The sequence below is a fragment of the Streptomyces sp. NPDC018947 genome (assembly GCF_044390505.1).
In the GTDB taxonomy this organism is placed as follows: domain Bacteria; phylum Actinomycetota; class Actinomycetes; order Streptomycetales; family Streptomycetaceae; genus Streptomyces.
This window is the reverse complement of sequence record NZ_JBIRZD010000001.1, coordinates 392,330-412,901: the sequence shown is the minus strand read 5'-3', so window position 1 is coordinate 412,901 and position 20,572 is coordinate 392,330. Positions and strand designations below refer to the sequence as shown.

Below are 20,572 nucleotides of genomic sequence, written 5' to 3'. Positions count from 1 at the left end.
CCGCCCGTGCCCTTCCTCCGCTCGGCCACAGAAGAGAGACCCCGCACCCATGTCCTGGCTGTCGAGATTCAGCCTCGCGCAACGGGCCCTTATCGGGCTGATGTCGATCATCGCGCTCGTCTTCGGGGCGATCGCGATCCCCCAGCTCAAGCAGCAGTTGCTGCCCACCATCGAACTGCCCATGGTGTCCGTGCTGGCGCCGTACCAGGGCGCGTCGCCCGACGTGGTCGAGAAGCAGGTCGTCGAACCGATCGAGGACAGCCTCGAGGCGGTCGACGGTGTCTCGGGCGTCACCTCCACGGCGAGCGAGGGCAACGCCGTGATCATGGCGTCCTTCGACTACGGCAACGGCACCCAGCAGCTCGTCGCCGACGTCCAGCAGGCCGTCAACCGGGCCCGCGCCCAGCTCCCGGACGGCGTGGACCCGCAGGTCGTCTCCGGCTCGACGGACGACATCCCGACCGTCGTCCTCGCCGTCACCTCCGGCAAGGACCAGCAGGCGCTGGCCGATCAGCTCGACCGGACGGTCGTCCCGGCCCTGAAGGACATCGACGGGGTCGCCCAGGTCGTGGTCGACGGCGTGCGGGACGTCCAGGTCGCCGTCACCCCCGACCCGGCGAAGCTCGCCGAGGCCGGCGTGGGCCCGCAGGCGCTCGCCCAGTCCCTGCAGGCCGGCGGCGCGACCGTGCCGGCCGGCTCGTTCGACGAGGGCGGCGCCAACCGCACCGTCCAGGTCGGCGGCGGCTTCACCTCGCTGGAGCAGATCCAGAACCTGATGGTCACCGGCGAGGGCGTGAAGAAGCCGGTGCGCCTCGGTGACATCGCCTCCGTCGAGGAGGAGGAGGCGAGGGCCGACTCCCTCACCCGCACCAACGGCAGCCCGAGCCTCGCCGTCGCCGTGACCATGGACCACGACGGCTCCGCGGTGGCCATCTCGAACGCCGTCGAGGACAAGCTGCCCGACCTGCGCGAGCAGCTCGGCTCCGGCGCGACCCTGACCGTCGTCAGCGACCAGGGCCCGGCGGTCTCCAAGGCCATCGAGGGCCTGACCACCGAGGGCGCCCTCGGTCTGGTCTTCGCGGTCCTCGTCATCCTGGTCTTCCTGGCCTCGATCCGCTCCACCCTGGTCACCGCCGTCTCCATCCCGCTGTCGGTGGTGCTGGCGCTGATCGTGCTGTGGACGCGGGACCTGTCGCTCAACATGCTGACGCTGGGCGCGCTGACCATCGCCATCGGCCGGGTCGTCGACGACTCGATCGTGGTGCTGGAGAACATCAAGCGGCACCTCGGCTACGGCGAGGAGCGCCAGGAGGCCATCCTCAAGGCCGTCCGCGAGGTGGCCGGCGCGGTCACCTCCTCGACGCTCACCACGGTGGCCGTGTTCCTGCCCATCGGCCTCGTCGGCGGCATGGTCGGCGAGCTGTTCGGCTCCTTCAGCCTCACCGTCACCGCCGCCCTGCTGGCGTCCCTGCTGGTGTCGCTGACGGTCGTGCCGGTGCTGTCGTACTGGTTCCTGCGCCCGCCGAAGGGCACCCCCGAGGACGCGGCCGAGGCCCGGCGCCTGGCCGAGGAGAAGGAGGCCAGGAGCCGCCTGCAGCGCCTGTACGTCCCGGTCCTGCGCTTCGCCACCCGGCGCCGGCTGACCAGCGTGGCCATCGCGGTCGCCGTCCTGGTCGGCACGTTCGGGATGGCGCCGCTGCTGAAGACGAACTTCTTCGACCAGGGCGAGCAGAAGGTCCTCAGCGTCAAGCAGGAGCTGGAGCCGGGCACCAGCCTCGGTGCGACGGACGCGCAGGCCAAGAAGGTGGAGAAGCTGCTCGGCGAGACGGAGGGCGTCAAGGACTACCAGGTCACCGTCGGCTCGTCCGGCTTCATGGCGGCCTTCGGCGGCGGCACGGACACCAACCAGGCCTCGTACCAGGTGATGCTGGAGGACTCGGCGTCCTACGAGGACGTCCAGGAGCACATCGAGGAGGGGCTGGCGAAGCTCGACGGCATCGGCACCACCACGGTCGCCGCCGGCGACGGCTTCGGCAGCCAGGACCTCAGCGTCGTCGTCAAGGCGGCCGACGCCCAGGTGCTGCGCGAGGCCTCCGAGAAGGTCCGCGAGGCGGTCGCCGGGCTCGACGACGTCACCGACGTCACCAGCGACCTGGCGCAGAGCGTGCCGCGCATCTCGGTCAAGGCCAACGCGAAGGCCGCCGCGGCCGGGTTCAGCGACCAGACGCTCGGCGCGGCCGTCGCCCAGGCGGTGCGCGGCACCCCCGCGGCCAAGGCGGTCCTGGACGACACCGAGCGCGACGTCGTCATCAAGGCGGACCGGCCGGCGCGCACGACGGCCGAGCTGAAGGCCCTGGACCTCGGCCCGGCCAAGCTCGGCGACATCGCCACGGTCGAGCTGGTCGACGGCCCGGTGTCCATGACCCGCATCGACGGCCAGCGCGCGGCGACGATCACCGCCAAGCCGACCGGTGACAACACGGGCGCGGTGAGCACCCAGCTCCAGTCGAAGATCGACGCTCTGGACCTGCCGGCCGGCGCCACGGCCGAGATCGGCGGCGTCACCGCCGACCAGGACGAGGCGTTCGTCAACCTGGGCCTGGCCATGCTCGCGGCCGTCGCGATCGTGTTCATGCTGCTGGTGGGCACCTTCCGGTCGCTGGCCCAGCCGCTGATCCTGCTGGTGTCCATCCCGTTCGCGGCGACCGGCGCGATCGGCCTGCTGATCGCCACGGGCACCCCGATGGGCGTCCCGGCGATGATCGGCATGCTGATGCTGATCGGCATCGTGGTCACCAACGCGATCGTGCTGATCGACCTGATCAACCAGTACCGCAAGCAGGGCCACGGCGTCGTCGAGGCGGTGATCGAGGGCGGCCGGCACCGGCTGCGGCCCATCCTGATGACCGCCCTGGCGACGATCTTCGCCCTGCTCCCGATGGCGCTGGGCATCACCGGCGAGGGCGGCTTCATCGCCCAGCCGCTGGCGGTGGTGGTGATCGGCGGCCTGATCACCTCGACGCTGCTGACGCTGCTGCTGGTGCCGACGCTCTACGCGATGCTGGAGCTGCGCAAGGAGCGGCGCGCGAAGAAGCGGGCCGCGAAGAAGGGCCTGCCCGAGCAGCCGAAGCCGTCGCAGGAACCGGAGCCGGCCCAGGTCTGACCCCGGCCGGTACGACGAAGGGGCGCCCCCGTGAGTCATCACGGGGGCGCCCCTGCCCGTCGCGCGGGCGCCGGTCACGGAGCCCGGCCGGCCGCGCGACCGCTCAGTGCTCAGAACCGGACAGGCCGGTCAATGCTCCGGATCCTCCCGGTCGGTGTGCGGCGGCGGCCCGAGCGGGTTACGGCAGCGCCAGCATCCGCTCCAGCGCCAGCTTGGCGAAGGCTTCCGTCTCCTTGTCGACCTCGATGCGGTTGACCAGCGTGCCCTCGGCGAGGGACTCCAGCGCCCACACCAGGTGCGGCAGGTCGATGCGGTTCATGGTCGAGCAGAAGCAGACCGTCTTGTCGAGGAAGACGATCTCCTTGCCCTCGGAAGCGAAACGGTTCGCCAGCCGCCGGACCAGGTTCAGCTCGGTGCCGATCGCCCACTTGGAACCGGCCGCGGCCGCTTCCAGGGTCTTGATGATGTACTCGGTCGAGCCGACGTAGTCCGCCGCGGCCACGACCTCGTGCCGGCACTCGGGGTGCACCAGGACGTTCACGCCCGGGATGCGCTCGCGCACGTCGTTCACCGAGTTGAGGCTGAAACGGCCGTGCACCGAGCAGTGCCCGCGCCACAGGATCATCTTCGCGGCGCGCAGCTCCTCGGCCGTCAGCCCGCCGTTCGGCTTGTGCGGGTTGTAGACGACGCAGTCCTCGAGGGACATGCCCATGTCCCGCACCGCGGTGTTGCGGCCCAGGTGCTGGTCGGGCAGGAAGAGGACCTTCTCGCCCTGCTCGAAGGCCCAGTCCAGGGCGCGCCGCGCGTTGGACGAGGTGCAGATGGTGCCGCCGTGCTTGCCGGTGAACGCCTTGATGTCCGCGGAGGAGTTCATGTACGAGACGGGCACGACCTGCTCGGCGACGCCGGCCTCGGTCAGCACGTCCCAGCACTCGGCGACCTGCTCGGCGGTGGCCATGTCGGCCATGGAGCAGCCGGCCGCGAGGTCGGGCAGGACCACCTTCTGGTCGTCGGTGGTGAGGATGTCCGCCGACTCCGCCATGAAGTGGACGCCGCAGAAGACGATGTACTCGGCCTCCGGGCGCGCGGCGGCGTCCCGGGCCAGCTTGAAGGAGTCGCCCGTGACGTCCGCGAACTGGATGACCTCGTCGCGCTGGTAGTGGTGGCCGAGGACGAAGACCTTGTCCCCGAGCTTCTCCTTGGCCGCGCGGGCGCGTGCGACCAGGTCCGGGTCGGAGGGCGAGGGCAGGTCGCCGGGGCACTCCACGCCGCGTTCGCTCCTCGGGTCGGCCTCGCGGCCGAGCAGCAGCAGGGCGAGGGGCGACGGCTGCACGTCGAGGTCCTGGGGTTGGGCGGTGGTCACGACACGCACCCTTTCTACTTTTCGTCTAACTGACGCTATATATCATAACCGGTTCACGTCACTTTGACGATGGCCATCGTGTCGATGTGACGTGAATCCCGGTTCCCGTGGCGCTGTCCGCGCCCACGGGCATGTGCGAGCATGAAGAGACGGCCGAGGAGCACACGACGGGCCGGCCCCGGAATGAATCCGCGGCCCCGCCGGTTGGAACCGTCGGCAAGCAGTCTCCGTACAACCCGGGAGAGATGTAGATGTCCGTATCGGACGAGACCAGCACCGTCACCGACGGCATCATCCTGACCGACGCCGCCGCGGCCAAGGTCAAGGCGCTGCTCGACCAGGAAGGCCGTGACGACCTGGCGCTGCGCGTCGCCGTCCAGCCCGGTGGCTGCTCCGGCCTGCGCTACCAGCTCTTCTTCGACGAGCGTTCGCTCGACGGCGACGTCGTGAAGGACTTCGGCGGGGTCAAGGTCACCACCGACCGCATGAGCGCCCCGTACCTGGGTGGCGCCACCATCGACTTCGTGGACACGATCGAGAAGCAGGGCTTCACGATCGACAACCCGAACGCGACGGGCTCCTGCGCCTGCGGCGACTCCTTCAGCTGAGTCGCGCGGCACACCGCGACGAAGGGCGGCGGTCCGGGTGTTCCCCGGGCCGCCGCCCCTTCGCGTCCGCGCCCGTCAGCCGCCCGACGGGGCCGGAAGCCGCGCGCCCGGCTTGAACTGCGGGATCCGCGCGCCGTCCGTCCCCACGACCGCGCGGTCGCCGAGCGGCTTGTCCAGCGTCACCGTCCGCTCGTACTCCTTGGCGATCAGGATGCAGACCTTGTCCGGGTGCGGGGTCTCGGTCACCGTCACCTTCACCTGCCCGGCGCTCTCCTTCGCCTTCGCGTCGTAGTCCGAGCACACCCCGCCGGTGAAGTGCACGGTCAGCTCGGTGCCCTCGGCCGTCCAGCCGCTCACCCGCACGTCACGCGGCGACCGGGGAGCCGACGGCGGCTCGGTGGACGGGGACGGCGCGGGCGCGGCGAGGTACGCCGGATCGACCGCCGGACGGGTCACCGTGACGACGTCCGCGGCGCCCGGCGTCCGCACCTCGAACAGCCAGGACGGCACCAGCGTCTGCCGCCCCCGCACCGGATACGCGGCCAGCCCGAACACCGCGTCCTCGACCGTGGCCGTCCGCTGTCCGGACGGCGGGGCCGTCGGCGCGCCCGTCCCCGCCGACGGCTCGCACGGCGCCTGACGCGCGTCCTCCTGCGGTACCGGGCCCGTACAGCCGCCGATGCCCGCGCCGGTACCGGCGCCCGGCGCGTTCAGCAGCGCCAGCGTCCTCCTGGCGTCCAGGACGGGATACGTGTCGCCCTTGACCGGCGCCTTCACCTGGCCGCTGCCGCCGACCACCTCGCCCTGCGCGCTGACCACCACACCGGTCGTCCAGCCGTACGTGGGCAGACCGCCGACCTCGGGCTCGGCGTTCACGGCCCGCCGGGCGCCCATGACCTGGCTCGCGTCCAGCTTGGCGTCGTCCTGGCCCAGCGCCTTGAGGACCGGAGCCGCCGCCTTCTTCGCCGCCGCCTCGCTCACCGGGTTCCCGTCCGCGGAGGGCGCCTTGCACACCGGGCCCTTCCCGCAGTCGTCGGTGCCGGGCGCGTAGCGGTGGAAGGACCACGTCCCCGGCGCCTGCCGGGCCACCGTGAGCAGCGGCCCCGAGCCGTCCTTGGCGTTGCCGGCCCGCCAGGAGTCCCCCTGGAGCCGCGGGCTCCCCTCGATGCCGAGGGCCTGCGCCAGGCGGGCCACCTCGGCCTCGCCGACCTCGCCCCCGGCCCGGTACACGGGCGCCGAACCGGGCCCCTCGGGAAGCGGACCGTCGGCGCGGTAGGTGAGGCCGGACGGGTCGGGCTCGCCCGGCGCGATGCCGTTGCCGCCGCCGTCCGTGCCGCCGGGGGCCGGTGCGCCGTACCCGTCGAGGGGCAGCGGCGGGGGAGTGCCGCCCCCCGGCGCCCCGGCCGCCGCGCCGTCGTCCGTACCGCCGCCCGAGGCGGACGTGGCCACATAGGCTCCGCCGGCCCCCACGAGCAGCACGGCGGCGGCGACGGAGGCTACGGCGACCGCCGGGGGACGCCGCCGGGCGGGACGTCCGGTGCCGCCCCCGTCGGCGGCGCGGACGTCGTCGTTGTCGGGTCGCTCGCTGTTCACCGCATCGCTCCTTCGGCTGTGGCTCGGGACAGCGATGGGACGCGGTGGGGGAGGATCCGGTTCCCCCCGGCCGGCACGGTTCGCCCGAACGGCCGCGGGGAGCCTCCGGCGCCTCCTAGTCGCCGTAGTCCGACATCGCCTCCAGCAGCCGTGCCGAGGTCCGCGGCACACGCACGCCGTGGATCAGGGACGGCGGGACGGGGCCGGCCGGGTGCCGTTCGGGGGGTGACCAGCGCGGGGCCATCCGGGCGCAGTCGCCGCGCAGCGACGCGAGGTCGCCCTCCAGATCGGCCGGGGCGGGTGCGACGGTCTTCGGGTTCGTCATAACGGAACCGTAGGCACGTTCCGCGGCGCGCAGGAAGTTCTACTATCGGGTAGTTTCGGTGGCTTCGAAGTCGGCGCCCCTCCGGGTAGCGTGAGCTGTCAACCCGCCTCCCCTCAGGAGAGAGTCCACGCCGTGCGCATCGCAGTCACCGGCTCCATCGCCACCGACCACCTCATGACCTTCCCCGGCCGCTTCTCCGACCAGCTCGTCGCGGACCAACTGCACACGGTCTCGCTCTCCTTCCTGGTCGACCAGCTCGACGTGCGCCGGGGCGGCGTCGCCGCGAACATCGCCTTCGGCATGGGACAGCTCGGCACCCGGCCGATCCTGGTCGGTGCGGCCGGCTCGGACTTCGCCGAGTACCGCGCCTGGCTCGACCGGCACGGCGTCGACACCCGCTCGGTGCGCATCTCCGAGACCCTGCACACCGCCCGCTTCGTGTGCACCACGGACGCCGACCACAACCAGATCGGCTCCTTCTACACGGGCGCGATGAGCGAGGCCCGCCTGATCGAGCTGAAGACCGTCGCCGACCGCGTGGGCGGCCTGGACCTGGTCTCCATCGGCGCCGACGACCCGGAGGCGATGCTCCGGCACACCGAGGAGTGCCGCTCGCGGTCCATCCCCTTCGCCGCCGACTTCTCCCAGCAGATCGCCCGGATGAACGGCGACGAGATCCGGATACTGCTGGACGGGGCGACCTACCTCTTCTCCAACGAGTACGAGAAGGGGCTCATCGAGACCAAGACCGGCTGGACCGACGAGGAGATCCTCGGCCGCGTCGGCCACCGCGTCACCACCCTCGGCGCGCGGGGCGTGCGCATCGAGCGGGCCGGCGAGGAGACCATCGAGGTCGGCGTCCCCGACGAGGAGCGCAGGGCCGACCCCACGGGCGTCGGCGACGCCTTCCGCGCCGGGTTCCTGTCGGGCCTGGCCTGGGGCGTCTCCCTGGAGCGTGCCGCGCAGGTCGGATGCATGCTCGCCACGCTGGTCATCGAGACGGTGGGCACCCAGGAGTACCAGCTCCGCCGGGCCCACTTCATGGAGCGCTTCACCAAGGCGTACGGCGACGAGGCGGCCACCGAGGTCCGGGCGCACCTGGCCTGAGCGGCGTCAGCCCAGCCGGCGGACCAGGTAGGCGGTCGCCCGGTCCGCCGGTTCCTCGCCCAGGTACTCCTGACCGCGCATCTCGCACCAGGCCGGGATGTCCAGCCGGGCCGCCTCGTCGTCGGACAGCACGCGCACCGTGCCCCCCACGGGCACGTCGCCGATGGCCTTGGCCAGCTCGATCACCGGAACGGGGCAGCGGCGGCCGATCGCGTCCACGACGAGGTCGGCCCCGCCCTCCGGGACCCGCTCCGCGGGGGCCGGCGCCCCCAGCCGCTCCCGCACCGCCGAAACCGTGCCCGGCAGCACCTCCAGGAACCGCTCGACGTCCTCGGCCGGCGTCCCGGCCGGCAGCGACACCCGGACGTTGCCCTCGCTGAGCACCCCCATCGCCCGTAGGACATGGCTCGGGGTCAGGGTGCTGCTGGTGCAGGACGAGCCGGAGGAGACGGAGAAGCCCGCGCGGTCCAGCTCGTGCAGCAGGGTCTCCCCGTCGACATAGAGACACGAGAACGTGACGGTGCCGGGCAGCCGGCGCACCGGGTCGCCCACCACCTCCACGTCCGGCACCAGGGCCGGCACCCGCGCCCGGATCCGCTCCGTCAGCTCCCGCAGCCGGGCCTCCTCCTCGGCCGCCTCGGCCCGCACCGCCCGCAGCGAGGCCGCCGCGGCCACGATCGCCGGAAGGTTCTCGAAACCGGCCGCCCGCCCCGATTCCCGTTCGTCCCGGGGTCCTTGCGGAGCGAACCGCACCCCCTTGCGGACGGCCAGCAGTCCGACCCCCGACGGCCCGCCCCACTTGTGGGCGCTCGCCGCCAGCAGCGACCAGCCGCCCTCGACCGGGCCCCAGCCAAGCGACTGGGCCGCGTCCACCAGCAGCGGGACCCCCGCCTCCCGGCAGGCCTCGGCCACGGCCGCCACCGGCTGCTCGGTGCCCACCTCGTGGTTGGCCGACTGGAGGCAGGCCAGTGCCGTGTCGCCGCGCAGGGCGGCCGCGTACGCCGCCGGGTCCACCCGGCCCGTCCGGTCCACGCCGACCTCGGTGACCGTCCCGCCGCCGGCCTCGTGCGTCTCGGCCGCGTGCAGGACGGAGGAGTGTTCGACCGCTGACACGATCAGGTGGCTTCCGGTCCGGCGCCGCCCGGCCAGCGCCCCCGCGACGCCCGCGTGCACCGCCCGCGTCCCGGAGGGGGTGAACACCAGCTCGTCCGCCCGGCACCCCACCGCCTCGGCCGCCGCCTCCCGTGCCGCGTCGAGCAGCAGCCGGGCCCGGCGCCCTTCCCGGTAGAGCCGTGCGGGATCGGCCCAGCCCTCGTCGAGGGCGGCCAACAGCGCCTGCCGGGCGACGGGATGGAGCGGGGCGGCGGAAGCAGCGTCGAAGTAGGCCACGGGGCAACGCTATGACGTCCGCCGGGGGAGCGCCGGTGGGGGGCGCGGGACCGTGCCCGACGTGCGGCCCGGCCGCGTGGGCGCGGCAGGTCACGACGCACCGTCAGCCGCCGGAACAGCCGCGGCCCCGGGCCCCGTAGGCCCTCCTCCCCACCCTTCGGAGTGACCGGCGGCGCGTATGCCACCCTCCCCGCGACCCCCCGGAAGGCGTCGGCTAGGGTTTGGTCCGCATAAACATCAAACCCCTGCCCGACGCAGGGCGGCGACCGACCAGCGAGAAGGCCGCAGCCGAACAGCGCGGGCGAGACTCTCGGGAAGGCGCTACGTGAGTCCCAACGGCTCCGACCGCTCGCCGCGGCGCCCGATGCGGCGGAAGCTGCTGCAGGCACTGACCGCGGGCCTGGTCCTGGCGACCGCCACCGGTTGCACATACAAGGACTTCCCCCGCCTTGGCATGCCCACCCCGACCACGGAAGAGGCTCCGCGGATCCTCTCCCTGTGGCAGGGTTCCTGGGCTGCCGCGCTCGCCGTCGGCGTGCTGGTGTGGGGCCTGATCCTGTGGAGTGCTTTCTTCCACCGGCGCAGCCGCACCAAGGTCGAGGTTCCTCCGCAGACCAGGTACAACCTGCCCATCGAGGCGCTGTACACCATGGTTCCGCTCGTCATCGTCTCGGTGCTGTTCTACTTCACGGCCCGTGACGAGTCCGAGCTCATGAGCCTGAAGAACAAGCCCGACGTCACGGTGAACGTGGTGGGCTTCCAGTGGAGCTGGTGCTTCAACTACGTCGAGAACGTCAACGGCTCCACCGGTGACGCCAAGACCTCCAAGGAACTGACCGCGATCCCGGACCGGTTCAAGGAGGACTTCCCGGCCAACGCCGGCGGCACCTACGACTGCGGCGTCCCGGGCACGCGGAACCCGCAGACCAACAACCCGGGCCCGACCCTCTGGCTGCCCAAGGGCAAGACGGTCCGCTTCGTCCTGACCTCGCGTGACGTCATCCACTCCTTCTGGGTGGTGCCGTTCCTCATGAAGCAGGACGTCATCCCGGGCCACACCAACGCCTTCGAGGTGACCCCCAACAAGGAGGGCACGTTCCTGGGCAAGTGCGCCGAGCTGTGCGGCGTCGACCACTCCCGGATGCTGTTCAACGTGAAGGTCGTCTCCCCGGAGCGCTATGAGCAGCACCTCCAGGACCTCGTGAAGAAGGGGCAGACCGGTTACGTTCCCGCGGGCATCGCGCAGACGAGCCACGAGAAGAACCGGGAGACGAACAACCTGTGAGCATCCTCAACGAACCCCAGGGTGCCGCGGCAGGGTCCCACTATGAGGACGAGCTGCCGGTCCGGCGCCAGAGGCGTGGCGAAGTCGTCGTCAAGTGGCTGACCACCACGGACCACAAGACGATCGGCACGCTGTACCTGGTCACCTCGTTCGCGTTCTTCGTCATCGGCGGCGCGATGGCGCTCATCATGCGCGCCGAGCTGGCCCGTCCGGGCCTGCAGATCGTGTCGAACGAGCAGTTCAACCAGGCGTTCACGATGCACGGCACGATCATGCTGCTGATGTTCGCGACGCCGCTGTTCTCCGGCTTCGCGAACTGGATCATGCCGCTGCAGATCGGCGCGCCGGACGTGGCCTTCCCGCGGCTGAACATGTTCGCCTACTGGCTGTACCTGTTCGGCTCGCTGATGGCGGTGGGCGGCTTCCTCACCCCGCAGGGCGCGGCCGACTTCGGCTGGTTCGCCTACTCGCCGCTGTCCGACGCGGTGCACTCGCCGGGCATCGGCGGTGACCTGTGGATCATGGGTCTGGCGTTCTCCGGCTTCGGTACGATCCTCGGCTCGGTCAACTTCATCACCACGATCATCTGCATGCGTGCCCCCGGCATGACCATGTTCCGCATGCCGATCTTCACCTGGAACGTCCTGCTGACCGGTGTGCTGGTCCTGCTGGCCTTCCCGGTCCTGGCCGCGGCCCTGTTCGCGCTGGAGGCGGACCGCAAGTTCGGTGCGCACGTCTTCGACTCCTCCAACGGAGGAGCCCTGCTGTGGCAGCACTTGTTCTGGTTCTTCGGCCACCCAGAGGTGTACATCATCGCGCTGCCGTTCTTCGGCATCGTCAGTGAGATCATCCCGGTGTTCTCCCGGAAGCCGATCTTCGGTTACTGGGGTCTGGTCGCGGCCACCATCGCGATCGCCGGTCTGTCCGTGACGGTGTGGGCCCACCACATGTACGTCACAGGCGGCGTCCTCTTGCCGTTCTTCTCCTTCATGACCTTCCTGATCGCGGTCCCGACCGGTGTGAAGTTCTTCAACTGGATCGGCACCATGTGGAAGGGATCGCTGTCCTTCGAGACGCCGATGCTCTGGTCCACCGGCTTCCTGATCACCTTCCTCTTCGGTGGTCTGACCGGTGTCATCCTGGCCTCGCCCCCGCTGGACTTCCACGTCTCCGACTCGTACTTCGTGGTGGCGCACTTCCACTACGTCGTCTTCGGCACCGTGGTGTTCGCGATGTTCGCCGGCTTCCACTTCTGGTGGCCGAAGTTCACCGGCAAGCTGCTCGACGAGCGCCTGGGCAAGATCACCTTCTGGACGCTGTTCGTCGGCTTCCACGGCACGTTCCTGGTCCAGCACTGGCTGGGTGCCGAGGGCATGCCGCGCCGGTACGCCGACTACCTGGCGGCCGACGGCTTCACCGCGCTGAACACGATCTCGACGATCAGCTCGTTCCTGCTCGGCCTGTCGATGCTGCCGTTCTTCTACAACATCTGGAAGACGGCCAAGTACGGCAAGCCGGTCGGCGTGGACGACCCGTGGGGCTACGGCCGTTCGCTGGAGTGGGCGACCTCCTGCCCGCCGCCGCGGCACAACTTCCTCACGCTGCCGCGCATCCGCAGCGAATCCCCGGCGTTCGACCTGCACCACCCGGAGATCTCCGCTCTCGACCAGCTCGAGAACGTCGGTCACGGTGAGAAGACCCTCGCTGGCGGCAAGGAGGCCGGCAAGTGAAGATCCAGGGCAAGATTTTCCTCTGGCTGAGCCTCTTCATCCTCGCCGTCGCGGTGACGTACGGCGTGTGGGCGAAGGAGCCGGCCGGCGCCACGGCCCTCTTCCTGGCCTTCGGCCTGTGCCTCATGATCGGCTTCTACCTGGCCTTCACGGCCAAGCGGGTCGACGTCGGCGCACAGGACAACAAGGAAGCGGACGTCGCGGACGACGCCGGCGAGGTCGGGTTCTTCAGCCCGCACAGCTGGCAGCCGCTGTCCCTCGGCATCGGTGGCGCGCTCGCCTTCCTGGGCGTGGCCGTCGGCTGGTGGATCATGTACTTCTCGCTGCCGGTCATCCTGATCGGCCTGTGGGGCTGGGTCTTCGAGTACTACCGCGGTGAGAACCGCACCCAGTAGCACGAGCTGAGCACGAAGGGGCCCGGACACTCCGTCAGGAGTGTCCGGGCCCCTTCGTCTGCCGTAGCGGACCTCACCCGTTCGGGCTCGCCCGCCGTGCCGCCGCCCGCGCCGCTTCCTAGCGTGAGCTCATGAGCAACCCGGTTCACTTCCAGGCGCGGGGGCGTACGGTCGTCGGCTGCACCCTGCTGGTGATCGCCCTCGGCGCGAGCACCTCCTGCATGGGTGACGACGACAACCCGCTGTCGGCCACGCCCTACGACGCGGCCGGCCAGATCTCCTTCAACGGCCCCACGGACGCCGGGAAGAAGGCGGACCCGGACAAGCCCCTGGAGGTCGTCGCCGAGAGCGCCGGCGGGCGCATCACGGACGTGACGGCCGTGGACGCCGCGGGACGCTACGTGGCGGGCGAACTCTCCGCCGACGGGTCCCGCTGGCACAGCACCTCACCGCTGGCCGCCGGCGCCCGCTACACGGTGCGCGTGAGCACCGAGGACGGCGACGGGGCCCCCGGCCGCAAGGTCCTGACCTTCGAGACCGGCAAGCCCAGCGTCAAGAAGACCCTGAACGTCTCCTTCGGCCCCAAGGCGGGCTCGTACGGCGTCGGCCAGCCCATCACGGCAGAGCTGAGCCAGCCGGTCGCGGACAAGGCCCAGCGCGCCATAGTGGAGCGCGCTCTCAAGGTGGAGTCCACGCCCGCCGTGCAGGGCGCCTGGTACTGGGTGGACGACAAGAAGCTGCACTACCGGCCCCGGGACTACTGGCCCGCCCACGCCACCGTGGAGGCCCGCAGCAACCTGGAGGGCATCAAGATCGGCGACCGGATGTGGGGCGGCAAGGGCAAACCGCTGAAGATCACCACGGACGACCACGTCGTCGCGGTCACCGACGCCGCCGCGCACACCCTGACGGTCTACCAGAACGGTCGGGCGGTCCGCGAGGTGCCCGTCACCACCGGCAAGCCCGGCTTCGAGACCCGCAACGGCGTCAAGGTCGTGCTGGGCAAGGAATCCTTCGTACGCATGCGCAGCAGCACCGTCGGCATCGCCGAGGGCTCCTCGGAGTCGTACGACCTGCCGGTGTACTGGGCCACCCGGGTCACCTGGAGCGGCGAGTACGTGCACGCCGCCCCCTGGTCCGTCGGCTCCCAGGGCTCGGCCAACGTCAGCCACGGCTGCGTCGGCATGAGCACCGACAACGCGCAGTGGTTCTTCGACGAGGTCCAGGAGGGCGACCTCGTCGAGGTGATCAACTCCGACGGCGAGACCATGGAGCCGTTCGGCAACGGCTTCGGCGACTGGAACCTGGACTGGGCCAAGTGGCGCGAGGGCAGCGCCCTGACGGGCGGCGCCGACACGAACTCCCAGGAGACGGCGAGGCTGCGTCCGACGGCGGTGTGACCGCGCCCCCGGGGGAGCGGCCGCGGGGCCCCTAGACGCCCTGCAGCCTCTTCTGGCGAAGCAGCGAGGCGAGCGCGTCCGCGAACTCCACCGGGTCCACGGGCGACGCCACAGCGGCCTCCGCGCGGCTCCAGGTGGCCAGCCAGGCGTCCTGGGGCCGCGCGATGAGCAGCAGCACCGGCGGGCACTGGAAGATCTCGTCCTTGATCTGGCGGCACAGCCCCATGCCGCCCATGGGCACGGCCTCGCCGTCCAGGACGCACACGTCGATCCCGCCCTTGTCCAGCTCCCTGACGACGGCGGCCGGCGTCGCGCACTCCACGAACTCGACGACGGGCACGTCGGGAGCCGGCCGGCGGCCGGTCGCGAGCCGCACCTGTTCGCGGGTGTTGGAGTCGTCGCTGTAGACCAGCACCGTGGCGGTCGCCTGCATGCTTCCTCCGATACGCGGTGGGGACTGTCGTGCCCGTTGGGCCGGATGCTACTCCCTCGGACAGCCCGTCAACAGCGGTTCGCACACGGCTTCGAGGGGTCGTTCGATGGGCCATACGGGCAGTACAGAGGGGGCGGACACTCCGAACGGCACCCCCCGGGGTGAGGGCGGGATAAGCGACCGACATAATGTCGGTCGTGGCGACAGCAACGACAGTAGAAACCGGGCACGCGCACCCGTCGGTCAACCGGCCGAACCTCACCAGCGTCGGAACCATCATCTGGTTGAGTTCCGAGCTGATGTTCTTCGCGGCCCTCTTCGCGATGTACTTCACCCTGCGATCGGTGACCGGCCCGGACTTCTGGTCCGAGAAGGCCGACGCGCTGAACTTCCCGTTCTCCGCGACGAACACCACGATCCTGGTGCTCTCCTCCCTCACCTGCCAGCTCGGCGTGTTCGCGGCCGAGCGGGGCGACGTGAAGAAGCTCCGGATGTGGTTCATCGTCACCTTCGTGATGGGTGCGATCTTCATCGGCGGTCAGGTGTTCGAGTACACCGAGCTGGTCAAGCACGAGGGCCTCTCGCTCTCGTCGGACCCGTACGGCTCGGTGTTCTACCTGACCACCGGCTTCCACGGACTGCACGTGACGGGCGGCCTCATCGCCTTCCTGCTGGTCCTCGGCCGCACCTACGCGGCCCGGAGGTTCACCCACGAGCAGGCGACCGCCGCCATCGTCGTGTCCTACTACTGGCACTTCGTCGATGTCGTCTGGATCGGCCTCTTCGCCACGATCTACATGATCAAGTAGTCGCGGCACGCACCCGCGCAATACCAGAAGCATCGACGCAGAAGATCCTGACACCGGGGTAATCCGTGAAAAAGCTCTCCGCACGACGACGCCATCCGCTGGCGGCGCTCGTCGTCCTACTCCTCGCGCTGGCATGCACCGGGGGGCTGTACGCCGCGTTCGCACCCGCGAGCAAGGCGCAGGCCGATGAAACCGCCCAGTCCCTCGCCATCGACGAGGGCAAGAAGCTCTACGCCGTCGGCTGCGCCAGCTGCCACGGCACCGGCGGTCAGGGCACCAGCGACGGTCCGAGCCTGGTCGGCGTCGGCGCCGCGGCCGTCGACTTCCAGGTGGGCACCGGCCGTATGCCGGCCCAGCAGCCGGGCGCACAGGTCCCGCGCAAGAAGGTGATCTACTCCCAGGCCGAGATCGACCAGCTCGCGGCCTACATCGCCTCGCTGGGCGCCGGTCCGGCCATCCCGACCGGGGAGAAGTACGGTCCGGAGGGCGCGGACTCCGCCAAGGGCGGTGAGCTGTTCCGCACCAACTGCGCCCAGTGCCACAACTTCACCGGCAAGGGCGGCGCGCTGACGCACGGCAAGTACGCGCCGACCCTCGAGGACGTGGACCCGAAGCACATCTACGAGGCCATGCAGACCGGCCCGCAGAACATGCCCTCCTTCCCCGACACGACGCTGTCGGAGCAGAACAAGAAGGACATCATCGCCTACCTGGACGCGGTCAACAGTGACCAGACCGTCAGCCCCGGCGGTCTTTCGCTGGGCGGCCTCGGGCCGGTCAGCGAGGGCCTCTTCGGCTGGATCTTCGGCCTCGGCGGCTGCATCGCCGTCGCCGTGTGGGTCGCCGCTCGGACCGCAAAGGCCAAGAAGTCATGAGTAGCCAAGACATTCCAGAAGAGAACCTGCCTGCTGAGCAGGGCACCGCGCACGGTGCGGTGAAGGTCGCGGACGAGAAGAACCCGTTCGCCGACCCGGGGCTGCCGCCCCACGAGCACCGCATCCAGGACATCGACGAGCGGGCCGCCAAGCGGTCCGAGCGCACGGTCGCGCTGCTGTTCACGTTGTCGATGCTGGCCACCATCGGCTTCATCGCCTCGTTCGTGGCGATCCCGCACGACCAGTCGGTCTACATCTTCCCGCTCGGACACCTGAACGCGATGAACTTCGCGCTCGGCCTGACCCTGGGCGTGGCGCTGTTCGCCATCGGCGCGGGCGCCGTCCACTGGGCGCGCACCCTGATGTCCGACGAGGAGGTCGCCGACGAGCGTCACCCGATCGAGGCGTCTCCCGATGTCCGTGCCAAGGTCCACGCGGACTTCAAGCAGGGCGCCAAGGAGTCCGTGATCGGGCGCCGCAAGCTGATCCGCAACACGATGCTGGGCGCGCTCACCCTGGTGCCGCTCTCCGGCGTCGTCCTGCTGCGCGACCTGGGCCCGCTGCCGGGCACCAAGCTCCGGCACACCCTGTGGTCCAAGGGCAAGCTGCTCGTCAACATGAACACGAACGAGCCGATGCGCCCGTCCGACGTCGCGGTCGGCTCGCTCACCTTCGCCAAGCCCGAGGGCCTGGAGGAGCACGACGAGGGCTTCCAGAACGAGATCGCCAAGGCCGCCCTGATGATCGTCCGGATCCAGCCGGAGAACATCAAGGACAAGCGCGAGCTCGAGTGGTCGCACGAGGGCATCGTCGCGTACTCGAAGATCTGCACCCACGTGGGCTGCCCGATCTCCCTGTACGAGCAGCAGACGCACCACGTGCTGTGCCCCTGCCACCAGTCCACCTTCGACCTCTCCGACGGTGCCCGGGTGATCTTCGGTCCCGCCGGTCACGCCCTGCCGCAGCTGCGCATCGGCGTGAACGACGAGGGCTATCTCGAGGCGCTCGGCGACTTCGAAGAGCCCGTCGGTCCTGCATTCTGGGAGCGCGGATGAGCACGACAGCGACCAACGAGTCCCGCTCTCGCGGGAAGGCCCCGGCCGGCGAGCGCGTCGCCGACTGGGCCGACGGCCGGCTCGGGATCTACTCCCTGGCCAAGGCCAACATGCGCAAGATCTTCCCCGACCACTGGTCGTTCATGTTGGGTGAAGTCTGCCTGTACAGCTTCATCATCATCATCCTCACGGGTGTGTACCTGACGCTGTTCTTCCACCCGTCGATGAACGAGGTCACGTACCACGGCTCGTACGTGCCGCTGCAGGGCCAGCTCATGAGTGAGGCGTACGCCTCGACGCTGGACATCAGCTTCGACATCCGGGGTGGTCTGCTCATCCGGCAGATCCACCACTGGGCGGCGATCATCTTCCTCGCCGGCATGTTCGTGCACATGATGCGCGTGTTCTTCACCGGCGCGTTCCGCAAGCCGCGTGAGATCAACTGGCTGTTCGGCTTCCTGCTGTTCGTCCTCGGCATGTTCACCGGTTTCACCGGCTACTCGCTCCCGGACGACCTGCTCTCCGGCACCGGCGTCCGCTTCACGCAGGGCGCGATCCTGTCCGTGCCGATCGTCGGCACGTACATCTCGATGTTCCTGTTCGGCGGGGAGTTCCCCGGCCACGACTTCGTGGCCCGGTTCTACTCGATCCACATCCTGCTGCTGCCGGGCATCATGCTCGGCCTGGTGGTCGGCCACCTGATCCTGGTCTTCTACCACAAGCACACGCAGTTCGCGGGTCCCGGCAAGACCAACAAGAACGTCGTCGGCATGCCGCTGCTGCCGGTCTACATGGCCAAGGCCGGAGGCTTCTTCTTCCTGGTCTTCGGTGTGGTCGCGGCCATCGCCGGCCTGGTGACGGTCAACCCGATCTGGAGCATCGGCCCCTACCGGCCCGACCAGGTGTCGACCGGTGCGCAGCCCGACTGGTACATGGGCTTCGCCGAGGGTCTGGTCCGCGCCATGCCGGGCTGGGAGATCAACTTCTGGGGTCACACGCTGGTCCTCGGCGTGTTCGTCCCGCTGGTGATCTTCGGTGTCTTCCTCGCGGCCATCGCCGTGTACCCGTTCATCGAGTCCTGGGTGACCGGTGACAAGCGCGAGCACCACATCCTGGACCGGCCGCGCAACGCCCCGACCCGCACGGGCCTCGGCGTCGCGTGGGTCACCGCGTACATCATCATGCTGATCGGTGGTGGCAACGACATCGTCGCCACGCACTTCCACCTCTCGATCAACGCGGTCACCTGGTTCGTGCGCATCGGGTTCTTCGTCGGCCCGGTCATCGCCTTCGTGGTCACCAAGCGGATCTGCCTCGGCCTCCAGCGTCGCGACAAGGACAAGGTGCTGCACGGACGCGAGTCCGGCATCATCAAGCGCCTGCCGCACGGTGAGTTCATCGAGGTCCACGAGCCGCTCAGCCAGGGTGCGCTGCACACGCTCACGTCGCACGAGCAGTACAAGCCGGCCGAGATCGGCCCGACGGTCGACGAGAACGGCGTCGAGCGCAAGCCGAAGGCCGCGGAGAAGCTCCGCGCCAAGCTCAGCAAGGCGTACTACGGCGAGGGAGCGCAGATCCCGAAGCCGACCGTCGAGGAATACAAGGAGATCACGAGCGGCCACGGCCACCACTGACCTCCAGCAGTCGCCACACCACGGTCGAAGGGCCCCGTCCGGTCTGCGGACGGGGCCCTTCGCCGTGTCCTGGGGCTGGATAGGGTGGGAGCACACTCCCTTTCCACGACGCACACGATTCTGGAGCGGCTCATGAGCGCTGTGACCCCCGCTGGAGGCGACACCGCGGCGGGCCGCTCCTGGCCCGCCCTGCTGAACCGGCTGCTGGACGGCCGCGACCTGTCCGCCGGCGACACCGCCTGGGCGATGGACCTGATCATGCGCGGCGAGGCGACCGACGTGCAGATCGCGGGCTTCGCCACGGCGCTGCGGGCCAAGGGCGAGACCGTCGAGGAGATCTCCGGCTGCGTCCGCTCGATGTACGAGCACGCGCACGTGATCGACGTGCCCGGCGAGACCGTCGACATCGTCGGCACCGGCGGCGACGGCGCCAGGACCGTCAACATCTCCACCATGTCGGCCGTCGTCATCGCCGGCACCGGCGCGAAGGTCGTCAAGCACGGCAGCCGCGCCGCCTCCTCGGCGTCCGGGGCGTCCGACGTGCTGGAGAAGCTCGGGGTCAATCTGGAGCTGACGCCGAAGCGGGTGGCACAGGTCGCCGAGGAGGCCGGGATCACCTTCTGCTTCGCCGTGAAGTTCCACCCGGCGCTGCGCCACGTGGCGACCGCCCGCGGCCAGCTCGGGGTGCGGACCGTCTTCAACTTCCTCGGCCCGCTGACCAACCCGGCCAAGGTGAACGCCCAGGCGGTCGGCGTCGCCGATCCCCGGATGGCGCCGATCATCGCCGGGGTGTTCGCCGAGCGCGGCAACTCCTCCCTGGTCTTCCGCGGCGACGACGGCCTCGACGAGCTGACCACCACCTCCACCTCACGGGTGTGGGTGGTCCGGGACGGCACGGTGACCGAGGAGGCCTTCGACCCGCGCGACGTCGGCCTCGAACTGGTCCCGGTCGAGGCGCTGCGCGGTGCCGACGCCTCCTACAACGCCGATGTCGCCCGCCGGCTGCTGGCCGGTGAGACGGGGCCGGTGCGGGACGCCGTGCTGCTGAACTCGGCCGCGGCCCTGGTGGCCCTGGAAGGCGGCGGCGGGACGCTGGCCGAGCGGATCCGGGCGGGCATGGAGCGGGCCGCCGAGTCCATCGACTCGGGCGCCGCCCGGCGGACCCTGGAGCGCTGGGTGGCCGCCAGCAACGCGTAGCACCGCCCCGTCGGTGACGTCCGTCCCGCGATCCGGACTCGGGTTGCGGGGCGGCGATCACTTCACGTACGTTCCTTCCCAGGTCATGAGTGACAGTCATTCGGCCCCGGCCGACTGTCCGGCAACCCTCCGTCCGTGGCGGGGTGCCCCGGGTGAAGACCAGGCCGTGGACAGCAGGGTTCACGGCAAGCGCGGACCCCTCGCGAAACCA

At 70.3% G+C, this 20,572-nt stretch carries 17 protein-coding genes and 1 riboswitch; of the genes, 12 read left to right on the top strand and 5 right to left on the bottom strand.

The window, feature by feature from the left end; translation table 11 throughout:
- The first annotated feature begins 49 nt into the window (after nt 1–49).
- Nucleotides 50–3,163, top strand: coding sequence for an efflux RND transporter permease subunit (locus ACH499_RS01870; RefSeq protein WP_399013234.1), 3,114 nt, complete (start codon nt 50–52; stop codon nt 3,161–3,163).
- 178 nt (nt 3,164–3,341) lie between these two features.
- On the opposite strand, the gene nadA is transcribed toward ACH499_RS01870, so the two are convergent.
- Complete coding sequence (nadA, locus tag ACH499_RS01865; protein WP_399013232.1) at nt 3,342–4,526, bottom strand: quinolinate synthase NadA; 1,185 nt, start codon at nt 4,524–4,526, stop codon at nt 3,342–3,344.
- Between the two features lie 251 nt (nt 4,527–4,777).
- On the opposite strand from nadA, the gene ACH499_RS01860 reads away from it, so the two are divergent.
- Complete coding sequence (locus ACH499_RS01860) at nt 4,778–5,134, top strand: iron-sulfur cluster assembly accessory protein (protein ID WP_356200239.1); 357 nt, start codon at nt 4,778–4,780, stop codon at nt 5,132–5,134.
- Nucleotides 5,135–5,209: 75 nt separating this feature from the next.
- Here the strand turns inward: ACH499_RS01860 and ACH499_RS01855 are convergent, their stop codons facing one another.
- Together ACH499_RS01855 and ACH499_RS01850 are read right to left on the bottom strand one after the other, a co-directional pair.
- The gene (locus tag ACH499_RS01855) at nt 5,210–6,727 is read right to left on the bottom strand and encodes a hypothetical protein (RefSeq protein WP_399013230.1); all 1,518 of its coding nucleotides are present in this window, start codon (nt 6,725–6,727) and stop codon (nt 5,210–5,212) included.
- Nucleotides 6,728–6,842: 115 nt separating this feature from the next.
- Nucleotides 6,843–7,052: a hypothetical protein gene (locus ACH499_RS01850; RefSeq protein ID WP_356200235.1), complete on the bottom strand. Its 210-nt coding sequence runs from the start codon at nt 7,050–7,052 to the stop codon at nt 6,843–6,845.
- 132 nt (nt 7,053–7,184) lie between these two features.
- Between ACH499_RS01850 and ACH499_RS01845 the strand changes: the two genes are divergently transcribed.
- Nucleotides 7,185–8,159, top strand: a complete 975-nt coding sequence (locus ACH499_RS01845) for a carbohydrate kinase family protein (protein ID WP_356200233.1) — start codon at nt 7,185–7,187, stop codon at nt 8,157–8,159.
- Between the two features lie 6 nt (nt 8,160–8,165).
- Here ACH499_RS01845 and ACH499_RS01840 read toward each other — a convergent pair whose 3' ends face one another.
- Nucleotides 8,166–9,548, bottom strand: coding sequence for an aminotransferase class V-fold PLP-dependent enzyme (locus ACH499_RS01840; protein WP_356200232.1), 1,383 nt, complete (start codon nt 9,546–9,548; stop codon nt 8,166–8,168).
- Between the two features lie 325 nt (nt 9,549–9,873).
- Here ACH499_RS01840 and coxB point away from each other — a divergent pair, with 325 nt between their 5' ends.
- The 4 genes from coxB to ACH499_RS01820 all read left to right on the top strand — a co-directional run bounded on the left by coxB (nt 9,874) and on the right by ACH499_RS01820 (nt 14,358).
- Complete coding sequence (gene coxB / locus ACH499_RS01835; RefSeq protein WP_356200230.1) at nt 9,874–10,833, top strand: cytochrome c oxidase subunit II; 960 nt, start codon at nt 9,874–9,876, stop codon at nt 10,831–10,833.
- Nucleotides 10,830–12,563 carry a cytochrome c oxidase subunit I gene (gene ctaD / locus ACH499_RS01830; RefSeq protein ID WP_356200228.1) on the top strand — a complete coding sequence of 578 codons (1,734 nt, stop codon included), beginning with the start codon at nt 10,830–10,832 and terminating at the stop codon, nt 12,561–12,563. The genes coxB and ctaD overlap by 4 nt, the downstream gene beginning before the upstream one ends.
- Nucleotides 12,560–12,958 (top strand): cytochrome c oxidase subunit 4, encoded by a 399-nt coding sequence (locus ACH499_RS01825; RefSeq protein ID WP_356200226.1) that lies wholly within the window; start codon nt 12,560–12,562, stop codon nt 12,956–12,958. The genes ctaD and ACH499_RS01825 overlap by 4 nt, the downstream gene beginning before the upstream one ends.
- Nucleotides 12,959–13,089: 131 nt before the next feature.
- Nucleotides 13,090–14,358, top strand: a complete 1,269-nt coding sequence (locus ACH499_RS01820) for an Ig-like domain-containing protein (protein ID WP_399013226.1) — start codon at nt 13,090–13,092, stop codon at nt 14,356–14,358.
- Between the two features lie 31 nt (nt 14,359–14,389).
- Here ACH499_RS01820 and ACH499_RS01815 read toward each other — a convergent pair whose 3' ends face one another.
- Nucleotides 14,390–14,791 carry a hypothetical protein gene (locus tag ACH499_RS01815; protein ID WP_356200222.1) on the bottom strand — a complete coding sequence of 134 codons (402 nt, stop codon included), beginning with the start codon at nt 14,789–14,791 and terminating at the stop codon, nt 14,390–14,392.
- A 188-nt stretch (nt 14,792–14,979) separates the two neighbouring features.
- Between ACH499_RS01815 and ACH499_RS01810 the strand changes: the two genes are divergently transcribed.
- The 5 genes from ACH499_RS01810 to trpD all read left to right on the top strand — a co-directional run bounded on the left by ACH499_RS01810 (nt 14,980) and on the right by trpD (nt 20,361).
- On the top strand, nt 14,980–15,600 hold the full coding sequence (locus ACH499_RS01810; RefSeq protein ID WP_029393865.1) for a heme-copper oxidase subunit III: 621 nt from the start codon (nt 14,980–14,982) through the stop codon (nt 15,598–15,600).
- Nucleotides 15,601–15,665: 65 nt separating this feature from the next.
- Nucleotides 15,666–16,475 carry a c-type cytochrome gene (locus ACH499_RS01805; protein ID WP_356200220.1) on the top strand — a complete coding sequence of 270 codons (810 nt, stop codon included), beginning with the start codon at nt 15,666–15,668 and terminating at the stop codon, nt 16,473–16,475.
- The gene (locus ACH499_RS01800) at nt 16,472–17,530 is read left to right on the top strand and encodes a Rieske 2Fe-2S domain-containing protein (protein WP_356200219.1); all 1,059 of its coding nucleotides are present in this window, start codon (nt 16,472–16,474) and stop codon (nt 17,528–17,530) included. Before ACH499_RS01805 ends, ACH499_RS01800 begins: the two co-directional genes overlap by 4 nt.
- Complete coding sequence (locus ACH499_RS01795; RefSeq protein ID WP_356200217.1) at nt 17,527–19,164, top strand: cytochrome bc complex cytochrome b subunit; 1,638 nt, start codon at nt 17,527–17,529, stop codon at nt 19,162–19,164. The genes ACH499_RS01800 and ACH499_RS01795 overlap by 4 nt, the downstream gene beginning before the upstream one ends.
- A gap of 132 nt (nt 19,165–19,296) precedes the next feature.
- Entirely contained in the window at nt 19,297–20,361 is a 1,065-nt protein-coding gene (gene trpD, locus ACH499_RS01790) for an anthranilate phosphoribosyltransferase (protein WP_399013223.1), read from the top strand.
- A gap of 81 nt (nt 20,362–20,442) precedes the next feature.
- Nucleotides 20,443–20,559: riboswitch (SAM riboswitch) on the top strand.
- The last annotated feature ends 13 nt before the right edge of the window (nt 20,560–20,572 follow it).